The organism is Streptomyces sp. NPDC001220, assembly GCF_053597895.1.
This window is the reverse complement of record NZ_JBSFJE010000012.1, coordinates 41,780-57,871: the sequence shown is the minus strand read 5'-3', so window position 1 is coordinate 57,871 and position 16,092 is coordinate 41,780. Positions and strand designations below refer to the sequence as shown.

At 71.1% G+C, this 16,092-nt stretch carries 14 protein-coding genes; 4 read left to right on the top strand and 10 right to left on the bottom strand.

Features of this window, described 5'->3' with window-relative positions:
* The first annotated feature begins 360 nt into the window (after positions 1-360).
* A complete protein-coding gene (locus ACWDGI_RS27320; RefSeq protein WP_450763290.1) occupies positions 361-1,173 on the top strand; it encodes a PhzF family phenazine biosynthesis protein in 813 nt (270 codons plus the stop codon).
* Here the strand turns inward: ACWDGI_RS27320 and ACWDGI_RS27315 are convergent.
* Both ACWDGI_RS27315 and ACWDGI_RS27310 read right to left on the bottom strand, forming a co-directional pair.
* Positions 1,163-1,903, bottom strand: a complete 741-nt coding sequence (locus ACWDGI_RS27315) for a CPBP family intramembrane glutamic endopeptidase (protein ID WP_450763759.1) — start codon at positions 1,901-1,903, stop codon at positions 1,163-1,165. The two genes, ACWDGI_RS27320 and ACWDGI_RS27315, sit on opposite strands and share 11 nt — an antisense overlap.
* 304 nt (positions 1,904-2,207) lie before the next feature.
* On the bottom strand, positions 2,208-3,728 hold the full coding sequence (locus ACWDGI_RS27310; protein WP_450763288.1) for a glutamate--cysteine ligase: 1,521 nt from the start codon (positions 3,726-3,728) through the stop codon (positions 2,208-2,210).
* Between the two features lie 557 nt (positions 3,729-4,285).
* Here ACWDGI_RS27310 and ACWDGI_RS27305 point away from each other — a divergent pair.
* The gene (locus ACWDGI_RS27305) at positions 4,286-4,870 is read left to right on the top strand and encodes a hypothetical protein (protein WP_450763286.1); all 585 of its coding nucleotides are present in this window, start codon (positions 4,286-4,288) and stop codon (positions 4,868-4,870) included.
* A gap of 350 nt (positions 4,871-5,220) precedes the next feature.
* Entirely contained in the window at positions 5,221-5,427 is a 207-nt protein-coding gene (locus ACWDGI_RS27300) for a DUF5999 family protein (protein WP_089105610.1), read from the top strand.
* A gap of 107 nt (positions 5,428-5,534) precedes the next feature.
* Here ACWDGI_RS27300 and ACWDGI_RS27295 read toward each other — a convergent pair whose 3' ends face one another.
* The 8 genes from ACWDGI_RS27295 to ACWDGI_RS27260 all read right to left on the bottom strand — a co-directional run bounded on the left by ACWDGI_RS27295 (position 5,535) and on the right by ACWDGI_RS27260 (position 15,215).
* Complete coding sequence (locus ACWDGI_RS27295; protein WP_450763284.1) at positions 5,535-6,587, bottom strand: endo-1,4-beta-xylanase; 1,053 nt, start codon at positions 6,585-6,587, stop codon at positions 5,535-5,537.
* A gap of 31 nt (positions 6,588-6,618) precedes the next feature.
* Entirely contained in the window at positions 6,619-7,452 is an 834-nt protein-coding gene (locus tag ACWDGI_RS27290) for a carbohydrate ABC transporter permease (RefSeq protein WP_450763282.1), read from the bottom strand.
* Complete coding sequence (locus ACWDGI_RS27285; protein WP_450763280.1) at positions 7,449-8,444, bottom strand: carbohydrate ABC transporter permease; 996 nt, start codon at positions 8,442-8,444, stop codon at positions 7,449-7,451. Before ACWDGI_RS27285 ends, ACWDGI_RS27290 begins: the two co-directional genes overlap by 4 nt.
* Before the next feature lie 8 nt (positions 8,445-8,452).
* Complete coding sequence (locus ACWDGI_RS27280) at positions 8,453-9,748, bottom strand: extracellular solute-binding protein (protein ID WP_450763278.1); 1,296 nt, start codon at positions 9,746-9,748, stop codon at positions 8,453-8,455.
* Between the two features lie 148 nt (positions 9,749-9,896).
* Positions 9,897-11,363: a glycoside hydrolase family 43 protein gene (locus ACWDGI_RS27275; protein WP_450763276.1), complete on the bottom strand. Its 1,467-nt coding sequence runs from the start codon at positions 11,361-11,363 to the stop codon at positions 9,897-9,899.
* 102 nt (positions 11,364-11,465) lie between these two features.
* The gene (locus tag ACWDGI_RS27270; protein ID WP_450763274.1) at positions 11,466-13,283 is read right to left on the bottom strand and encodes an amino acid permease; all 1,818 of its coding nucleotides are present in this window, start codon (positions 13,281-13,283) and stop codon (positions 11,466-11,468) included.
* Positions 13,284-13,509: 226 nt separating this feature from the next.
* Positions 13,510-14,844, bottom strand: coding sequence for a diaminopimelate decarboxylase (lysA, locus tag ACWDGI_RS27265; RefSeq protein ID WP_450763272.1), 1,335 nt, complete (start codon positions 14,842-14,844; stop codon positions 13,510-13,512).
* A 23-nt stretch (positions 14,845-14,867) separates the two neighbouring features.
* Positions 14,868-15,215 (bottom strand): SAV_915 family protein, encoded by a 348-nt coding sequence (locus ACWDGI_RS27260; protein ID WP_450763271.1) that lies wholly within the window; start codon positions 15,213-15,215, stop codon positions 14,868-14,870.
* A 300-nt stretch (positions 15,216-15,515) separates the two neighbouring features.
* Between ACWDGI_RS27260 and ACWDGI_RS27255 the strand changes: the two genes are divergently transcribed.
* Positions 15,516-16,055, top strand: coding sequence for a universal stress protein (locus ACWDGI_RS27255; RefSeq protein ID WP_450763269.1), 540 nt, complete (start codon positions 15,516-15,518; stop codon positions 16,053-16,055).
* Positions 16,056-16,092 lie beyond the last annotated feature (37 nt).

Here is a 16,092-nt window from a genome sequence, read left to right as displayed (position 1 = left end):
GTGCCGCTCAGGAGGGCCGGCTCGGTGACGGGTCGGCCCTTTTCGTTGCCGGGGTGCGGCCGGCGACGCGCCGTGGGAACGGACGGCCCGTCGGCCGGTGCGGCGCCGTCGTGGTTGCTCGCGCAGTTCCCCGCGCCCCTGAAGGGCGCGCCGTCGTGGACCGCCCTCGGTGTGCCGGTGCGGCGCCGTCGTGGTTGCTCGCGCAGTTCCCCGCGCCCCTGGCGGGGTGCCCTGCCTCAGACTCCCGCGATGTCGCCCTCGCTTCACAGCCCCGGTGCCGGGTCCACCCGGTGGAAATCGGGCCAGGGTTCCGGGATTGGCCTTGGGCGGGTGCGGTGGGCAAGCCGTAGCGTCTGGTCCATGCGGATTCGAATCGTCGACGCCTTTACCGAGCGGGCCTTCGCCGGGAACCCGGCCGGAGTCGTGCTGCTGGACGAGTTTCCCGATGACGGGTGGATGCAGAACGTCGCCATGGAGGTGAACCACGCCGAGACCGCGTTCGCGCACCCCCTGCCCGAGGGTGCGGACGCCGACTGGGCGTTGCGCTGGTTCACCCCGGTCACGGAAGTCGCGATGTGCGGGCACGCCACGCTCGCCACCGCCCATGTCATCGCTACGACGGGGGCGCAGGCGGGCCCCGTGCGGTTCGCCACCCGGAGCGGGGTGCTGATCGCGACGCCCGGCGCGGACGGGGCGATCACCCTCGACTTCCCCACCGCCCCGCTCACCCGCGTCGACATCCCCGCCGGCGTCGCCGACGCGCTCGGCGCCGAACCGGTGGCGGGCTTCGACACCGGACCGAACGTCGGCGACCTGCTGCTCGAACTCGCCGGCGAGAAGACCGTACTCGGCCTCTCCCCCGACCTCAGGGCCCTGGGCGCCTACTCCACCCGCGGGATCATCGCCACCGCACGTGCCGAGGACCCGGCGCAGGGGTACGACTACGTCTCCCGCTGCTTCTTCCCCAACGTCGGTATCGACGAGGACCCGGTGACCGGCAGCGCGCACACCGCCCTCGCCCCGCACTGGTCGGCCCGGCTCGGCAGGCCCGATCTGACCGGCCTCCAGGCCTCCCGTCGTACCGGCTTCGTCCGCACCTCGCTTCGCGGCGACCGCACCCTGCTCACCGGCCGGGCCGTCACCGTGATCGACGGGGAACTGCTCACGCCGTAGGCAGCCAGCCCACCTTGCCCGCCAGCAGCGCGTAGCCGACGAACGCGCCGATGTCGAGCAGGGAGTGCGCCACCACCAGGGGACCGACCCGGCCCCACCGCCGGTAGAGGAGGACGAAGACCACGCCCATCACCATGTTGCCGACGAAGCCGCCGATCCCCTGGTACAGGTGGTACGACCCGCGCAGTACGGAACTGGCCACCAGGGCCGTGCCCGCGCTCCACCCCAACTGGTCCAGCCGGCGCAGCAGATAGCCGACGACGACGACCTCTTCGAGGATCGCGTTCTGCATCGCGGAGAGGATCAGCACGGGGTACTTCCACCACACGTCCGGCAGCGCCTCGGGCACCACCGTGAGGTTGAAGCCGAGGCCGCGTGCGGCCAGGTAGAAGGCGATTCCGGTGCTGCCGATGACCGCCGCGATCCCCGCCCCGCGCCCGAGGTCGGGCCAGGGTCGGGTGCGGTCGAAGCCGAGCGTGCGCAGGCTCGCGCCCTCGCGCAGGAGGAGGTGGGCGACCAGGAGGACGGGGACCAGCGCGCTCGCGATGCCGAACAGCTGCCAGGCGAGATCCAGCCAGGGGCGGCCCGGCGCGGCGGACGCGTTGAGGGTGGCCGCCTGGTCCTTGAGGCCGCCCGGTTTGGTGACCGATCCGACGAAGCTGATCAGGGCGGACACCCCACTCGCGCCGAGCGAAAGCCCCAGAACGAGCAGCGTCTCATCCCTGAACATGCGCTGCGAGGGCCGCTCCAGCGGGTAAGCACCGGCCACCTGATCCGCCTCCACCTGCACTCCTGCCTCCGGTTGAGCAAGACAGTGCGTGCCGGGTTGTCGGGGGGGACAGGGCCGGCACCACCGTCTGGGAGGTCACAGCTTGCCCGATCAACCCCGGCCGGGCACGGCCGACCCCCGCGCCTCGGGCGACCGTGTCAACGGAGGCGAGCCGAAGCGCCCCATCAGGGGCGCGGGGAACTGCGCGACCAGCCCCGACGCCGCCGCACCCGGCACCGAACCGCACCGCGCACCGCGCTCCCCCTCAGCCCGTCAGCACCGGCTCCAATAACCCGACCGGCCAGGTGTGCACCGGCTCCCCCTGATTCATCAGCTCCGCATAGCGCCGCGTCATCGCGGCCAGCGCCTCGTCCCGCGGCAGCCCCCGCTCCACCGCCCGGTGGAACGTCGCCGCCTGCCAGGACGCCCCGTTCACCCGTCGCCGGCAGCGCTCCTCGATCACGCCCAGGTAGAAGTCCCGGTCGGCGGCCTCCACCCCCCACGCGTCGAGCCCCGCCGCCGCCAGCGGCAGCAGTTCGTCGCGGACCAGGGTGACCGCGTCCACCTCGGTCGTACCGCCGCCGTACCGGCCCTTCCTCGGCCACACCAGCCGCGCGTCGATGCCATGACGGCACGCCGCGTCGAAGTTCGCCTCGGCCGCGGCGAACGGCAGCCGGGTCCACACCGGCCGTGACTCCTCCGCGAGGGCGCGCACCAGGCCGTAGTAGAACGCCGCGTTGGCGATGACGTCGGTGATGGTCGGCCCGGCCGGCAGGACCCGGTTCTCGACGCGCAGGTGCGGGACACCGTCGGCGATGCCGTACACCGGCCGGTTCCAGCGGTAGACCGTGCCGTTGTGCAGGACGAGTTCGGCGAGCTTCGGCACCCCGCCCGCGTCCAGCACGGCCAGCGGGTCCTCCTCGTCGCAGATCGGCAGCAGCGACGGGAAGAAACGCAGGTTCTCCTCGAAGAGTTCGTACGCGGAACTGATCCAGCGCTCACCGAACCAGATGCGCGGCCGTACGCCCTGCGCCTGGAGTTCGGGGGGCCGGGTGTCCGTGGCCTGGAGGAACAGCGGGGGCCGGGACTCCCGCCACAGTTCACGGCCGAAGAGGAAGGGGGAGTTCGCGCCCACCGCGATCTGCGCGGCGCACGCCGCCTGCGCCGCGTTCCACACGTCGGCGAAACGGGCGGGGGTGACCTGGAGGTGCAGTTGCACGGAGGTGCAGGCGGCCTCCGGGACGATCGACTTCGACGTGCACCTGAGATGCTCGACGCCCTCGATGTCGAGCACGAAGTCCTCGCCCCGGGCGGCCACGATCTGGTCGTTGAGCAGGGTGTACCGGTCGACCTCGGAGAGGTTCGCGGAGACCAGGTCGTCCCGCTCCAGCGTGGGCAGGATGCCGATCATCACGATCCCGGAGTCCACCTCGCCCGCCTTGCGGTCGGCGTACGCCAGCGAGGTCCGGAGTTCTTCGTCGAGCCGGTCGAATACCCGGCCGCCGAGCCGGTGTGGAGCTATGTTCACTTCCAGATTGAACATGGCGAGTTCTGTTTGGAAATCTCGGCTCGCGATGCGTTCCAGCACCTGTCCGTTCAACATTCTCGGCATGCCGTCCGCACCGGCGAGATTCAATTCGATCTCGACGCCCATGAGGTTCTTGGGGCGGTCGAACCGCTTCTCCACCAGCAGTCGCTCCAGCCCCGACAGACAGTCGCGGAGCTTTTCACGGTAGCGCTGGCGATCGGACAGGTCGAACCGGCCCGCCACGACCTTCTCCCCCATCGAAGCGTCCCTCCTCGAATGGGCGGACCGGGGTTCCGGCCGCCGGTGGTCCCGGGTCCAGGTGGGATGATGCCCACCGGAAGCGATCGATAACGTCGCGCGCGGCACCGGTAGCCGCTAGTCTGTTGGAATGTGTCCTGCGGCACATTCACGGGGCATGGGGCATCATGCAACTTCGGGTTCCCCGATGTCCTCGTGAAAAACGCCGACGACATTCGGCCGACCGCGAGAACCCCGTATTCCGAGGTCAGCGCGGTCGCGGTAGGCCGGAAATCGGGAGGATTCCGTACGTATCAACGGCTGAATTGCGCCTTGTTCTGTTCTGTGAAACGACGCGGTGAAACGCCGTCTGAACAGGCGTCGTATAAACTCCGCGAACAAGGCAGAAGGCTGGCGCCCACGGTCTGGTTCCTGCCCTCTGAATGATGTGCGGCAGACACGCCCGCACCTCTCTTCACCGAGCCGGGCCCCCGCCTCTCTGACCCCCCTGTGAGCTGACAGCGCCGTCCGCCCCTGCCCTCGCGCCGCCGCGCCTGTCGAACGAGAGGCGACCCACCATGCCGCTGCACTTCCCTCCTGCCCCCGCGCCCGCCCTGCGTTCCGTCCTCACCGCCCTCGGTTCCCCCACTGCGGTCCGCGAGGCCCGTACCCCTTCCCTGCGCACCGCCCAGGGACCCGCGACCCCCGAACTCCCCCTGCCCGTGCACGTCATGGACCGCATCACCCCGGAGGGCGTGTCCACCACCCGGCTGGCCGGCTGGCGCTTCCTGATCCGCTGCGGCGACCGCGCGGTGGCCGCGGCCGAGACGATGCTCACCCCGGACGGCTGGGCCTTCTCGCACTTCTTCGAGGGGCCCTACATCTCCTCCACCGAGCGGGCCCTGCATCAGGCCGAGGCCCTGCAACAGACCTACCAGCCGCGCCTGTTGTCCGTGCCCGGCCTCTACATGCTCAACCTGTGGCTGCACGGCGACCGCACGGCGGACGGCGCCGAGGGCCACCCGGCCGCCGACGACCTGCTCGTCCCGCTCGCCCCGGCCCCGCCCGGCATCGCGGCCCACCGGCCGCACCAGGTGGCCGAACTGCTCCCCGTGCTGACCCACCGGGTCACCACGGCACCCCTGCTGATCACGCCCGCCTGAGACCGTCACCCGCCGTACCCCGTCACTCTTGTACGAGTGACGGGGTACGGTCGTATTTCCACAAGTCGATCCGTGGGACATCGGAAGCCGCTCGTACGAGCAATTCACCGCTCCTAAGAGCCCGATAACCCTCCTCCGCCGACCTGACTAGCTCCATCCGGCCATGCGGAACCATCCGAATTGGCAGCCCGGTCGAGATGAACCGTCCGCGCGAGTGACGCGTCTCCAATCTGTGAGAAGCGGTGCGGCTAAATCCCTGCGGAACATCGCCCGGAGGGCAACACTGGTTTCCGACCGACTCATCACCACGGGGGACCGAGATGACCACGACAGAGCGAGAGACCCCACCCATGTGCCAGCACCAGCCACCGTGCCCGACAGCAGAGTCCGCCGACCGGGAGTCCGCCCGCCTGACGGCACACCACCCGGAGCAGGGGTGGAGCCTGCTGTGCAACGGCGTCCTGCTCTTCGAGGACACCGGTGAGCTTCTGCCCGACGGTCAGATCATCGCGCCGCACCGCCCGCTCGGTGCCGGCCGCGTGGTGACCGCCGCCTGACAGCCGACGCACCACCCCCGGGCGGCCCCGCCGCTCCGCCCGGTGACCAGCAGGGGCCGGACGCACACACATGGTGCGCACCGGCCCCGACGTGCGTCCAGGGGTGATCACCCCCTGTAACCGAGGGCTAGGCGCAGCGCGAAGTAGGCCGCTTTGGGCGCGAGTTGCTCGTCCCAGGGCAGGGCCGCCCCCTCACCCGGGAAGAACGCCGGGATCCACGAGTACTTGTCCGTGTAGTCCCAGACCGTGATGCCCACGCAGTGCCGGACCGCCAGGCAGGCCTTGGCCAGATCGGCGTACCAGGTGGCCTGCTCGGCCAGCTTCTCGTCCGTGGCCGGCAGTTCCATCCGGACGTCCACCTCGGTGAGCGCGGTGTCCAGGCCGAGCCGGGAGAAGCGGCGGAGGTTCTCCTCCAGGGTGGCCGGATAGCCGTACTGGAGGGCGAGATGGGCCTGGAAGCCGATGCCGTTCAGCGGCACGTGCGCCGCCTTCAGCTCCTGGGCGAGCGCGTAGTAGGCGTCGCTCTTCGGGCCGGTGGCCTCGATGTTGTAGTCGTTGAGGTAGAGCCTGGCGTGCGGGTCGGCCTGGTGGGCCCAGCGCAGCGCGTCGGCGATGTAGCCGGGGCCGAGTGTCCTGTACCAGAGGGTGTCGCGGTAGCTGCCGTCCTCGTTGAAGGCCTCGTTGACGACGTCCCAGGAGTAGACCTTGCCCCGGTAGTGCCGTACCTCGGTCTGGATGTGCTTCTTCAGCACCGCCCGCAGTTCGGTGGCCGTCCACGCGCGGGAGGTGAGCCAGTCGGGCAGCTGGCTGTGCCAGACCAGGGTGTGGGCGCGCACCCGCTGGTGGTTCCTGCGAGCCGAGTTGACGATCTGGTCGCCGTTGGTCCAGTCGAAGACGCCCTGTTGGGGCTCGGTGGCGTACCACTTCATTCCGTTGCCGGGGGTGATCATGTCGAACTCGGTGCCGAGGATCTTCGTGTAGGCGGTGTCCGTGAGTTCGGGGTTGTCGGTGGCGCTGCCGAAGTAACGGCCGTGCCGCTGGGCCAGTTCGGCGAGGGTGGGCGGCCGGCCGTGGGCCTGGGCGGCGGGGCCGGTGGCCACCCCCGCGGCCACCAGCACGGCCGCGAGGGCACCGGCGAGTCTGAGACGTGTGCGGGACATCGTGCGACTCCGATCAGTGGGGAGTGCGGATTCAGCCCTTGGTGGCGCCGGCGGTGAGGCCGCCGACGAGCTGGCGCTCGGCGACCGAGTAGAAGGCCAGGGCCGGGACCATGGCGAGGACCAGATAGGCGAAGACCCGGGCGTACTCGGCGGAGTACTGGCCCTGGAACTGCTGGACGCCGATGGGGATGGTCCACCAGGTGGAGTCGGTGAAGACCAGCAGCGGCAGGAAGAAGTTGTTCCAGCTGGTGACCACCGCGAGCACGGAGACCGTGCCGAGCGCGGGCCGGGCCATGGGCAGCAGGATCCGCCAGAAGAAGGCGAAGGGACCGCAGCCGTCCAGGGTGGCCGCCTCCTCCAGCTCGCCCGGGATCTCCCGGAAGAAGCCGCGCAGGATGATGATGGTCATCGGCAGTCCGAACGCGGCCTGCGGGAGGATCACGCCCAGCGGGTTGTCCAGCAGGTGCATCGAGCGCAGCAGCAGGAACAGCGGCAGCGCCGCCACCGCGAACGGGAACATCAGCCCGATCGTGAACACCGTGAACAGCACCTCACGGCCCCGGAAGGCGAACCGCGCGAAGGAGAAGGCCGCGAGCGCCGACACCGCGACCACCAGCACGGTCGTACCCACCGCGATCAGCGTGCTGTTGCCGACCAGCCGCCAGAACCCGCCGGATCCGAGGATGTCGGTGTAGTTGGAGACGATCCAGGAGTCCGGCAGCCCGACCGGGTTGCGGGACAGCTCGTCGGTGGACTTGAACCCGGACAGCACCGCGTACAGCAGGGGTACGACCATGACCGCGCCGACCACGACGAGGACCAGGTGCAGGGGCAGGTTCCGGACGGTCGTCCTACGGCCGCTCATGCGCCGTCTCCCCTCATGTTCGTGGTCGCGCCCGCCAGGTCGCGGCGGAGCACGAACCGCTGGTAGGCAAGGGCGAAGACGAGGCTGATGGCGAACATGACCACGCTGATCGCGCTGGCGTATCCGACCTGGTAGCGCTTGAAGCCGTACTGGAACATGGTCACGGCCATGGTCTCGGAGTGGTGGTCGGGGCCGCCCGCGGTGATCACCCAGACCAGGTCGAAGAGCTGGATGGAGCCGATGACCGACAGGAAGACGCTGATCCGCAGGGTCGGGGCCAGCAGCGGCAGGGTGACGTGGCGGAAGCGCTGCCAGGGGTTCGCGCCGTCGACGGTCGCCGCCTCGGTCAACTCGGCCGGGATGGACTGGAGTCCGGCCAGGTAGAGCATCATGTGGAAGCCGAAGTACTTCCAGGTCATGACCAGGAAGAGGGTGGCCATCACGGTGGAGGGGTCGGAGAACCACTCCCCGCCGAGGCCGCCGAGCCCGATGGCGCCCAGCACGTGGTCGGCGAGCCCCTGGTCGGGCGCGAAGATCATGCCGAACAGCACACCGGTGATCGCCTCGGACAGCACGTAGGGCGCGAAGAACAGCATCCGGTAGACGGCCCGGCCCCGGATCCTCTGGTTGAGCAGGACCGCCATGGCGAGCGCGAACGGCAGTTGCAGCGCCAGTGAGAGCAGCACCAGGAGCAGACAGCGCCAGAGGTCGCCGAGGAAGACGTCGTCCTGGAAGAGCCGGGTGAAGTTGTCGGTGCCGGTGTAGTCGGACGGCATGCCGAAGCCGCCCCAGCGGAAGAACGAGGCGTAGACCGCGAACAGGATCGGCAGCAGGACGAGCACGCCGAACAGCACCAGGGCGGGCAGCTGGAAGCCCATCGCGGTGAGCCAGTGCAGCAGCCGGCGCCGGGATCGGCTCCGGTCGGCGGACGGCGGCGGCTCGGGCGGGGCGTCCGGTCCCGACCGCATGTCGGACAGGTAGGTCGAGGTCATCGGCCGGCCTACTGCTCTTCCTTCGCGGTCTTGGTGATCGCCTGGGTGACGTCCCCGGGCGACTTGGACCCGGCGATCAGCCCGGCGACGCTGTCGTTGACCTGCTGGCCGACGGCGGGCGCGTACGCCTGGTCGAGGTAGAGCTGGAAGCCGGTGGCGGCCTTCAACTGGGTCTGTACGAGCTTCAGGTTGGCGTCGGTCAGCGCGCTCTCGGCGGCGGGGACGACGGGCAGCACGCCGGTCTTCTTCACCAGTTCGGCGTCCGTGGTCTCGGAGGCGAAGAACTTCAGGAAGTCGACGGCCGCCTGTGGGGCGTCGGCGCGCAGCGCGTGTCCGCCGCCGCCTCCGAACACCTCGGTGATGGTGCCCTCGCCGCCCTCCACGGCCGGGAACGGGAAGAAGCCCAGGTTCGCGCCGACGCCCTTGCCGGCGTCGGCCTCGACGACCGGGGCCCACTGGCCCATCAGCTCCATCGCGGCCTTGCCGTTGCCGACGGTGGCGGCCTGGCCGGTCGGGCTGGAGTAGGCGGCGCCCAGGAAGCCCTTCTGGAACGGCTCCAGGGCGACCAGGTCCTTCAGGTGCTGCCCGGCCTGGACGAACCCGTCGCCGGTGAAGTCCTTGTCCTCGTCGGCCTTCTTGAGGGCCGCGATCCCGGCGGTGCGCATCGCCAGGTACGCCCAGTAGTACATGCCGGTCCAGCTCTCCTTGCCGGCCAGCGCGAGCGGGGTGACACCGGCGGCCTTCAGCTTCTTCACGGCGTCGAGGAAGGCGCTCCAGGTGGTGGGGGGTGTGCTGATGCCGGCCTTCTTGAAGAGCGCCTTGTTGTACCAGAAGCCGACCATGCCGATGTCGAAGGGGATGCCGTACGTCTTGTTGCCGATGAGGTACGGCTCCTTGGCGACCGGGAGCAGCCCCGAGGCCCAGGACTTGGTGGGGTCGGTGAGGTCCTTGACGAGCCCGGCGTCGACCTGCTGCTGAAGGACTCCGCCGCCCCAGGTGTGGAAGATGTCGGGGAGCTTCCCGGAGGCGATCAGGGCCGTCATCTTCGACTTGTAGGCGTCGTTCTCCAACTGCACGATCTTTACCTTGACCTTGGGATTCTGCGCCTCGAACTTCTTGGCGAGGGCGGCCCACACGCCCTTGGTCGGGTTGGTCGTGGAGATGTTCCACCACTCGATGGTGGTGTTCCCCCCCGACGAGCCTCCGTCCGAGTCGCCGCCGCAGCCGCTGAGGGCGGTCATGCCCAGTCCGGCGGCCGCGGTGGCCGCCAGGAAACCGCGTCGGGACAGTGCCGGGTCGCCCATGATGCGCTCCTTGGGATACGGGACGACCGACGCCGTCCTGGTTCGGTGGTGCTCTCGGGTCGCCGTTTTCGAAACATTCGACAATTTCACCGAACGTTCCGAACGGCGACTCTAGAAAGGCGCATCAGGAGCGTCAAGGTGTCGCGCATCAGCTCATGGGCGCGTACGCGAACCAGTCGAAGGCGGCCCGGCCCTCGGTGACGTACATACCGATGACCCGGCCGGTGAACCCGCCCGCCACCTGCGTGGAGAGATACCGCCCGTCGAGTTCGGCCGGCCGAACGACACCGTCGGACGTTTCGACCGAGAGGGTCACGGCGTCGGGCCCTCCGCGGCCGGCCCCGGTCGTGCGGGTCTCGACGACCAGGGTCACCGGCCCTGCTGGTACGGGGTGTTCGGAGATTGTCTGCCGCAGCGGCCCGATCCGGGCGACCGCACGCACCGTGCCCCCGTTCACCTCCAGGTCGTAGTGGTGGGCCTCGTCGATACGGACCGAGAGACCCGCGCGTGCCGAGCCCGGGTCGAGCAGCGCGGCGGCACGGCAGTCCGGGTGCTGCTGGCGGCGGCCGACGAAGGTGTGCCCGGCCCGGTCGAGGCTGTCCCCGGTGGCCGTGAGCGTCAGCCACCCGGGCCGTTCGGTCAGCGACCAGGAGCCGTCCGGCCGGCTGCGCGGGGAGATCCAGTGCGGCGCGAGGACGGCGGCCGTGAAGTCGTCCCGTACGGGCGGCTGTTCGACCGGATGCCAGACCGCCGGGGCCTGCTCCCGCTCCCGCACCCGTCCCATGCGCGGCCAGCCGTCCGCCCACTCCACCGGAGCCAGGAAGGTCTCCCGGCCGAGGACGTGGAACTCCGGGAACCAGCCGCGCGGCCGGGTGCCGAGCAGCACCGCCCACCAACTGCCGTCGGCGGCCTGGACCAGGTCGGCATGGCCGGTGCACTGGACGGGCTCCCAGGTGCCCCGGTGGGAGACCAGCGGGTTGCCCGGCGAGGGTTCCCAGGGGCCGCGCGGCGAGCGGGCGCGGGCCACGGACACCCCGTGCCCGAGCGCGGTACCGCCCTCCGCGACCAGCAGGTACCACCACTCGCCGACCCGGTACAGGTGCGGCGCCTCGGGGTCGCGCAGCCCGGTCCCGGACCACATCGGCAGCGGCCCCTCCAGCACCTTCCCGGTCCGGGTGTCGATCCGGGCCACCGCCACCCCCGCCACCGCGCACCAGCAGTCGCCGTTCTCGTCCCAGGCGAGGTCGGGGTCGATGCCGGGGACGTCGATCCACACCGGGTCGGACCAGGGTCCTTCGGGGCGTTCGGCGGTGACCAGGAAGTTGCCACCCGCGCCGACGTGGGTCGTCACGACGTGGAAGAGCCCGTCGTGGTGCCGGATCGTCGGGGCGTACACCCCGCCCGAGGCCGGCGTCCCGTCCGGCAGCGCCAACTGACCCGGCCGGTCCAGCACGTTGCCGAGCTGCCGCCAGTGCACCAGGTCCCGGCTGTGGAAGAGCGGAACGCCGGGGAAGTACTCGAAGCTGGAACAGACCAGGTAGTAGTCCTCCCCCACCCGGCACACGCTCGGGTCGGGGTGGAAGCCGGGGATGACCGGGTTGTCGTACGTCCGCATGTGCGTGCCCCTCCGCAGCCGTCGCCGAAAGTTTCGGCAAGGTCGGCGAACATTACGAAGCGCACTGTAAGGGGGTGTCCGGGGCCCGACAAGGCGGGTGTACTACAGCTTCAGGCGGTAGGGGAGCAGGCAGACCACGACGTCGGTGCGGGCCCGCAGGACGGTGGCGAGGAGCAGGCCGCGCTGGTTCTGCAGGATCTCGTAGCGCCGGTGCTTCGGCTCCACCTCCGGGATGAGGACGGCGACCTGGCGGCCGCCCTCCGCAGCCCGCTGCACGTAGTCGACGATCGGCTGCACCAGCGAGTGGTGCGGGCTGTTGACGATGTCGAGGCGCACTCCGGGGTTCCACCGGTCCCAGGCCTCCTCCAGCGCACGGGACCTGACCGGGTCGGCGTGCACCGCGACGGCGACCACCTCGTCGCCGAGGGCGAGGGCGGCGCCCAGGGCGTGCCGGGCGAGTTTGCTGACCTCGCCGATCGGCACGATCACCAGGCTGCCGGTGTGCCGGGGCGGCGGCTGCGGGGTGCGGCCGAGGCCCAGTTCCTGGCCCACGGCGGTGTAGTAGCGCTCGATGCGGGCGAACAGCAGCATCAGCAGCGGTACGGCGATCACGACCACCCAGGCGCCGCCGAGGAACTTGGTGAGCAGCAGGATGACGCCGGCCAGGGTGGTGAGCAGGGCGCCGGTGCCGTTGATCAGCGCCCGGCGTTTCCAGCCGGGCGGCCGCTGGGTCGCCCAGTGCCGGACCAGGCCGGTCTGGCTCAGGGTGAAGCCGATGAAGACGCCGATGGCGAAGAGCGGCAGCAGCCGGTGGGTGTCGGCGTCGGTGGCGATCAGCAGCAGCGCGGCCAGCACGGCGAGGGCCACCACGCCGTAACGGTAGACCGGGCGTTCGGCGCGCAGGCCGAAGAGGTGGGGCAGCCGGTGGTCGCGGGCGAGCAGGCTCATCAGCACCGGGAGCCCGCCGAAGCTGGTGTTGGCGGCCAGGCCCAGGACCAGGGTGACGACGAGGTTGGTGACGTAGTAGGGCCAGCCGGTGCCGTAGGCGCCCGCGGTGAGCTGGGCGAGGACGGTCACCCCGCCGCGGGGGGCCACGTGGTCGCGGTGGATGAGGACCGCCAGGCCGATCAGCATGATCCCGAGCAGCCCGCCGAGCATCAGCTCGGTGCGCTGGGCGCGCTGGACGCTGGGGGGCCGGAAGGTCGGTACGGCGTTGGCGATGGCCTCCACGCCGGTCAGGGCCGAGCAGCCGGACGAGAACGCCTTGAGGATCACCAGCACGCCCAGCGCCTCGGTCGCGTGCACGGGCCGGCCGGTGCCGACGACGGCGACCGGGTGCGAGCGCAGCAGGCCGAGCAGGATCACCCCGAGGATCGCCACGATGAACAGGAGGGTCGGCAGCATCAGCACCCGGGCGCTCTCGGCGATGCCCCGCAGGTTCACGGCCGTCAGCAGTGCCAGGCCGATCAGGCAGACGAGCAGCTTGTCGTGGCCCAGGGACGGGAAGGCCGAGGCGAGCGCGTCGGCACCGGCGGCGAGGCTGACGGCGACGGTGAGCACGTAGTCGACGACCAGGCTGGCGGCGGCGAGCAGACTCGCGGTGCCGCCTAGATCCGTCTTGGCGACGGCGTAGGCGCCGCCGCCGTCCGGGTGAACGGCGATGACCTGGCCGTACGACACGACGAGCGCGGCGAGCAGAAAGGTGATCGCCAGGGTGATGGGCAGGGTGGCGGTGAGCGCCCCGGTGCCGGCGACCACCAGGGCCAGCACGATCGCCTCGGGGCCGTACGCCACCGAGCTGAGCGCGTCCAGGGAGAGCGCGGCCAGCCCCTGCAGACTGGTCAGACCGTGTTTGCCGCCCTCGCCCGGGCGCAGCGGAACCCTCGGTCTCAGTTCACGACGTGCCAGGCCATACGCCATCGGGACCCCATCAACGGCCGGTGGGACGGTCGGCAACAGTGTCCTCCGCGGTCGCCGGGACCGCCCCGTGACAGGCCCGGACGGGCCGGCCGGCGTGAGTGAGGATGGCCGGCCCGTCCGGGAGCCTCTGGAGGAGCGGTTCCGATGTGATGACTTGGGATGGGACACCTCCGGGCGAGGGCCGGGCCGTCGCTCGCCCGGAGGTGGATCGGGGGGACGGGCCGGACTACAGCCCGACGTCCCGGCGGCGGATGTCCTCCAGGGACTCACGGCGGACCAGCAGCCGGGCGTGGCCGTCCCGGACCGCGGTGACCGGCGGACGGCCGACCAGGTTGTAGCCGGAGGCCATGGAGAGGTGGTAGGCACCGGCCACCGGGACCGCGAGCAGGTCGCCCGGGCGCAGGTCGGAGGGGAGTTCGACGTCGGCGGCCAGGATGTCCCCGGCCTCGCAGTGCCGCCCCACGACGGTCACCGGCGCCGGCGCGGCGCCGCTCGTGCGGCCGATCAGCCGGGGCGCGTACCGGACGCCGTACAGAGCGGGCCGCGGGTTGTCGCTCATCCCGCCGTCGACGGCGACGAACGTGTGGTCACCGGTCTTCTTGACGGCGAGGACGCGGTAGACGGCGATCCCGGCCGGCCCCACGATCGCCCGGCCCGGCTCGATGATCAGGCGGGGCACCGGCAGCCCGGCGGCCGCGCACGCCTCCGTCAGCTCGGCACGTACCTTACGGGCCAGGGCGGTGAGGTCGAGAGCCTCCTCGCCGGGCCGGTAGGCGATGCCGTGTCCGCCGCCGAGGTCCAGCTCGGGCAGCACCAGTCCGTGCTGCTCGTGCAGGCGGGCCATGAGGCCGACCATCCGGCGCACCGCCGCGAGGTACGGCTTGACGCTGGTGATCTGGGAGCCCAGGTGGCAGTGCAGTCCGGTGAGTTCCAGCTGCGGCTGGTCCAGTATCCGGGCGATGGCGTGCTGCGCGTACCCGTCGGCGATGGACAGCCCGAACTTCTGGTCGTCCGTGCCGGTGCGGATCTTCTCGTGGCCGCCCGCGCTGATCCCGGGCACCACCCGCACCATCACCTTCTGGTGCCCGTCGGGCCCGACGGCGGCGGCCAGCCGGGCGATCTCCGACGGACTGTCGATCACGATCCGTCCCACGCCCAGCCGCAGCGCGGTCTCCAGGTCCCGCGGGGACTTGGCGTTGCCGTGCAGCACGATCCGCTCCGGCGGGAACCCGGTGGTGACCGCCAGTTCCAGCTCACCGGCCGAGCAGACGTCCAGGCCGAGGCCCTCCTCCTCGGTCCAGTGGACCATCGCCCGGCACAGGAACGCCTTGGCGGCGTACAGGACTTCGGCGTCGGGGAAGGCATGGCGGTAGGTGCGGCAGCGCTCGCGGACCTCGTCCTCGTCCAGGACGTAGACGGGCGTGCCGAAGCGGTCGGCGACCTCGGCGAGCGGGACACCGCCCACGGCCAGGTCGCCGGCCCTGGGCTCGGTGGTGGAGGCGGGCCACACCGACAGATCGGCGGGCGTGGTGGTGAGGACGGGTTCGTGCAGGGTGGTCATCGACCGCTCCCCTCTCAGACGGTTCAGGCGGTTCGGACGATCCGCAGGGGCACGGCGACGGGCGCGAGCGGTCGTACCGGCGTCGGGGCCGGTGCGGACAACTGGGGGTCGACCGTGACGGTGGTGACGCCGAGCGGTGCGGTCAGAGCACGCAGCGCGGGCTCGGCGAGCCGGATCCAGGCCTGGTCGGGGCCGAGCGTCGCGGCGAGTGCGCGGGCCGAGGTGAAACCGACGGCGGTGCGCTCGCCCAGCGGAGTGCGGAACAGACGGGCCGCACATCCCGCGGGTCCCGGCCGGACCGGTACGAACAGGGGTCCGGCCGGGGAGCGATCGGAAGGCTCCGGATCGTCACCGCACAAGAGTTCTGGCATGGGATGCCTCCTGGTACAGGAAAGAGCTGGTGCCCCGGAAGCGGGGAGGCCGACCGGGGCTCACCCAAGAAGCTATGGCCGCCCCCGGCGGTCCTTGGATGCCTCATGACGGGACGCTGACGGTGATCGCGGTGACGTTGACGGGACGCTGACGGAAGGGCCGCCGATGCTGGTCGCGGGCGTCAGAGGCGTGCCAAGAAGCGGCTGCCGGGCTGGCCCGCGCGCGGCTCCGGGGAGTGTCATGGAGGCGGTCCGTCCCCGGGACACGCCCGGGGTCCGCTGCGGAAGTACGGTGGATACATGTCCGGTTACGACACCTGCACATCCGGTCGGGTCGTCGTCGGTGTGAGCGGTTCGCTGGGCAGCGTCACTGCCCTGCGCCGCGCGGCGGCGGAGGCCCGAAGGCGGGAAGCCGAGCTGTGGCCGGTGCTGGCCTGGGAGCCGCCGGGCGGTGAGCTGGCGGCGCGTCACTCCCCCACCCCGCCGGCGCTGGTCGAGGAGTGGCAGCGGCTGGCCCGCCGGCGGCTGCTGGTCGTGCTCGGCGAGGTCTTCGGCGAGGCGACGCCGGCCGGCGTGCCGCTGCACGGTCTCGTCGTCCGCGCCACCCCCGGCCTGGCCCTGGTGGAGACGGCGGACCGGGACGACGACGTCCTGGTCGTCGGCGCGGGCCGGCGCGGCTGGCACCGGGCCTTCTCGGGCCGCGTCACCCGCTACTGCCTGACCCACGCGCACTGTCCGGTCCTCGCGATACCGCCGTCCCCGCTGGAGGACGCGCTGGCGTCGGCACACCGCCGCAACAGCTGGCATCTGCCGATGAGCGTACGGCAGTTGTCGTCCTGACACGTGTGGGCGTCGGTGCGGCGGACCAGACCCGACG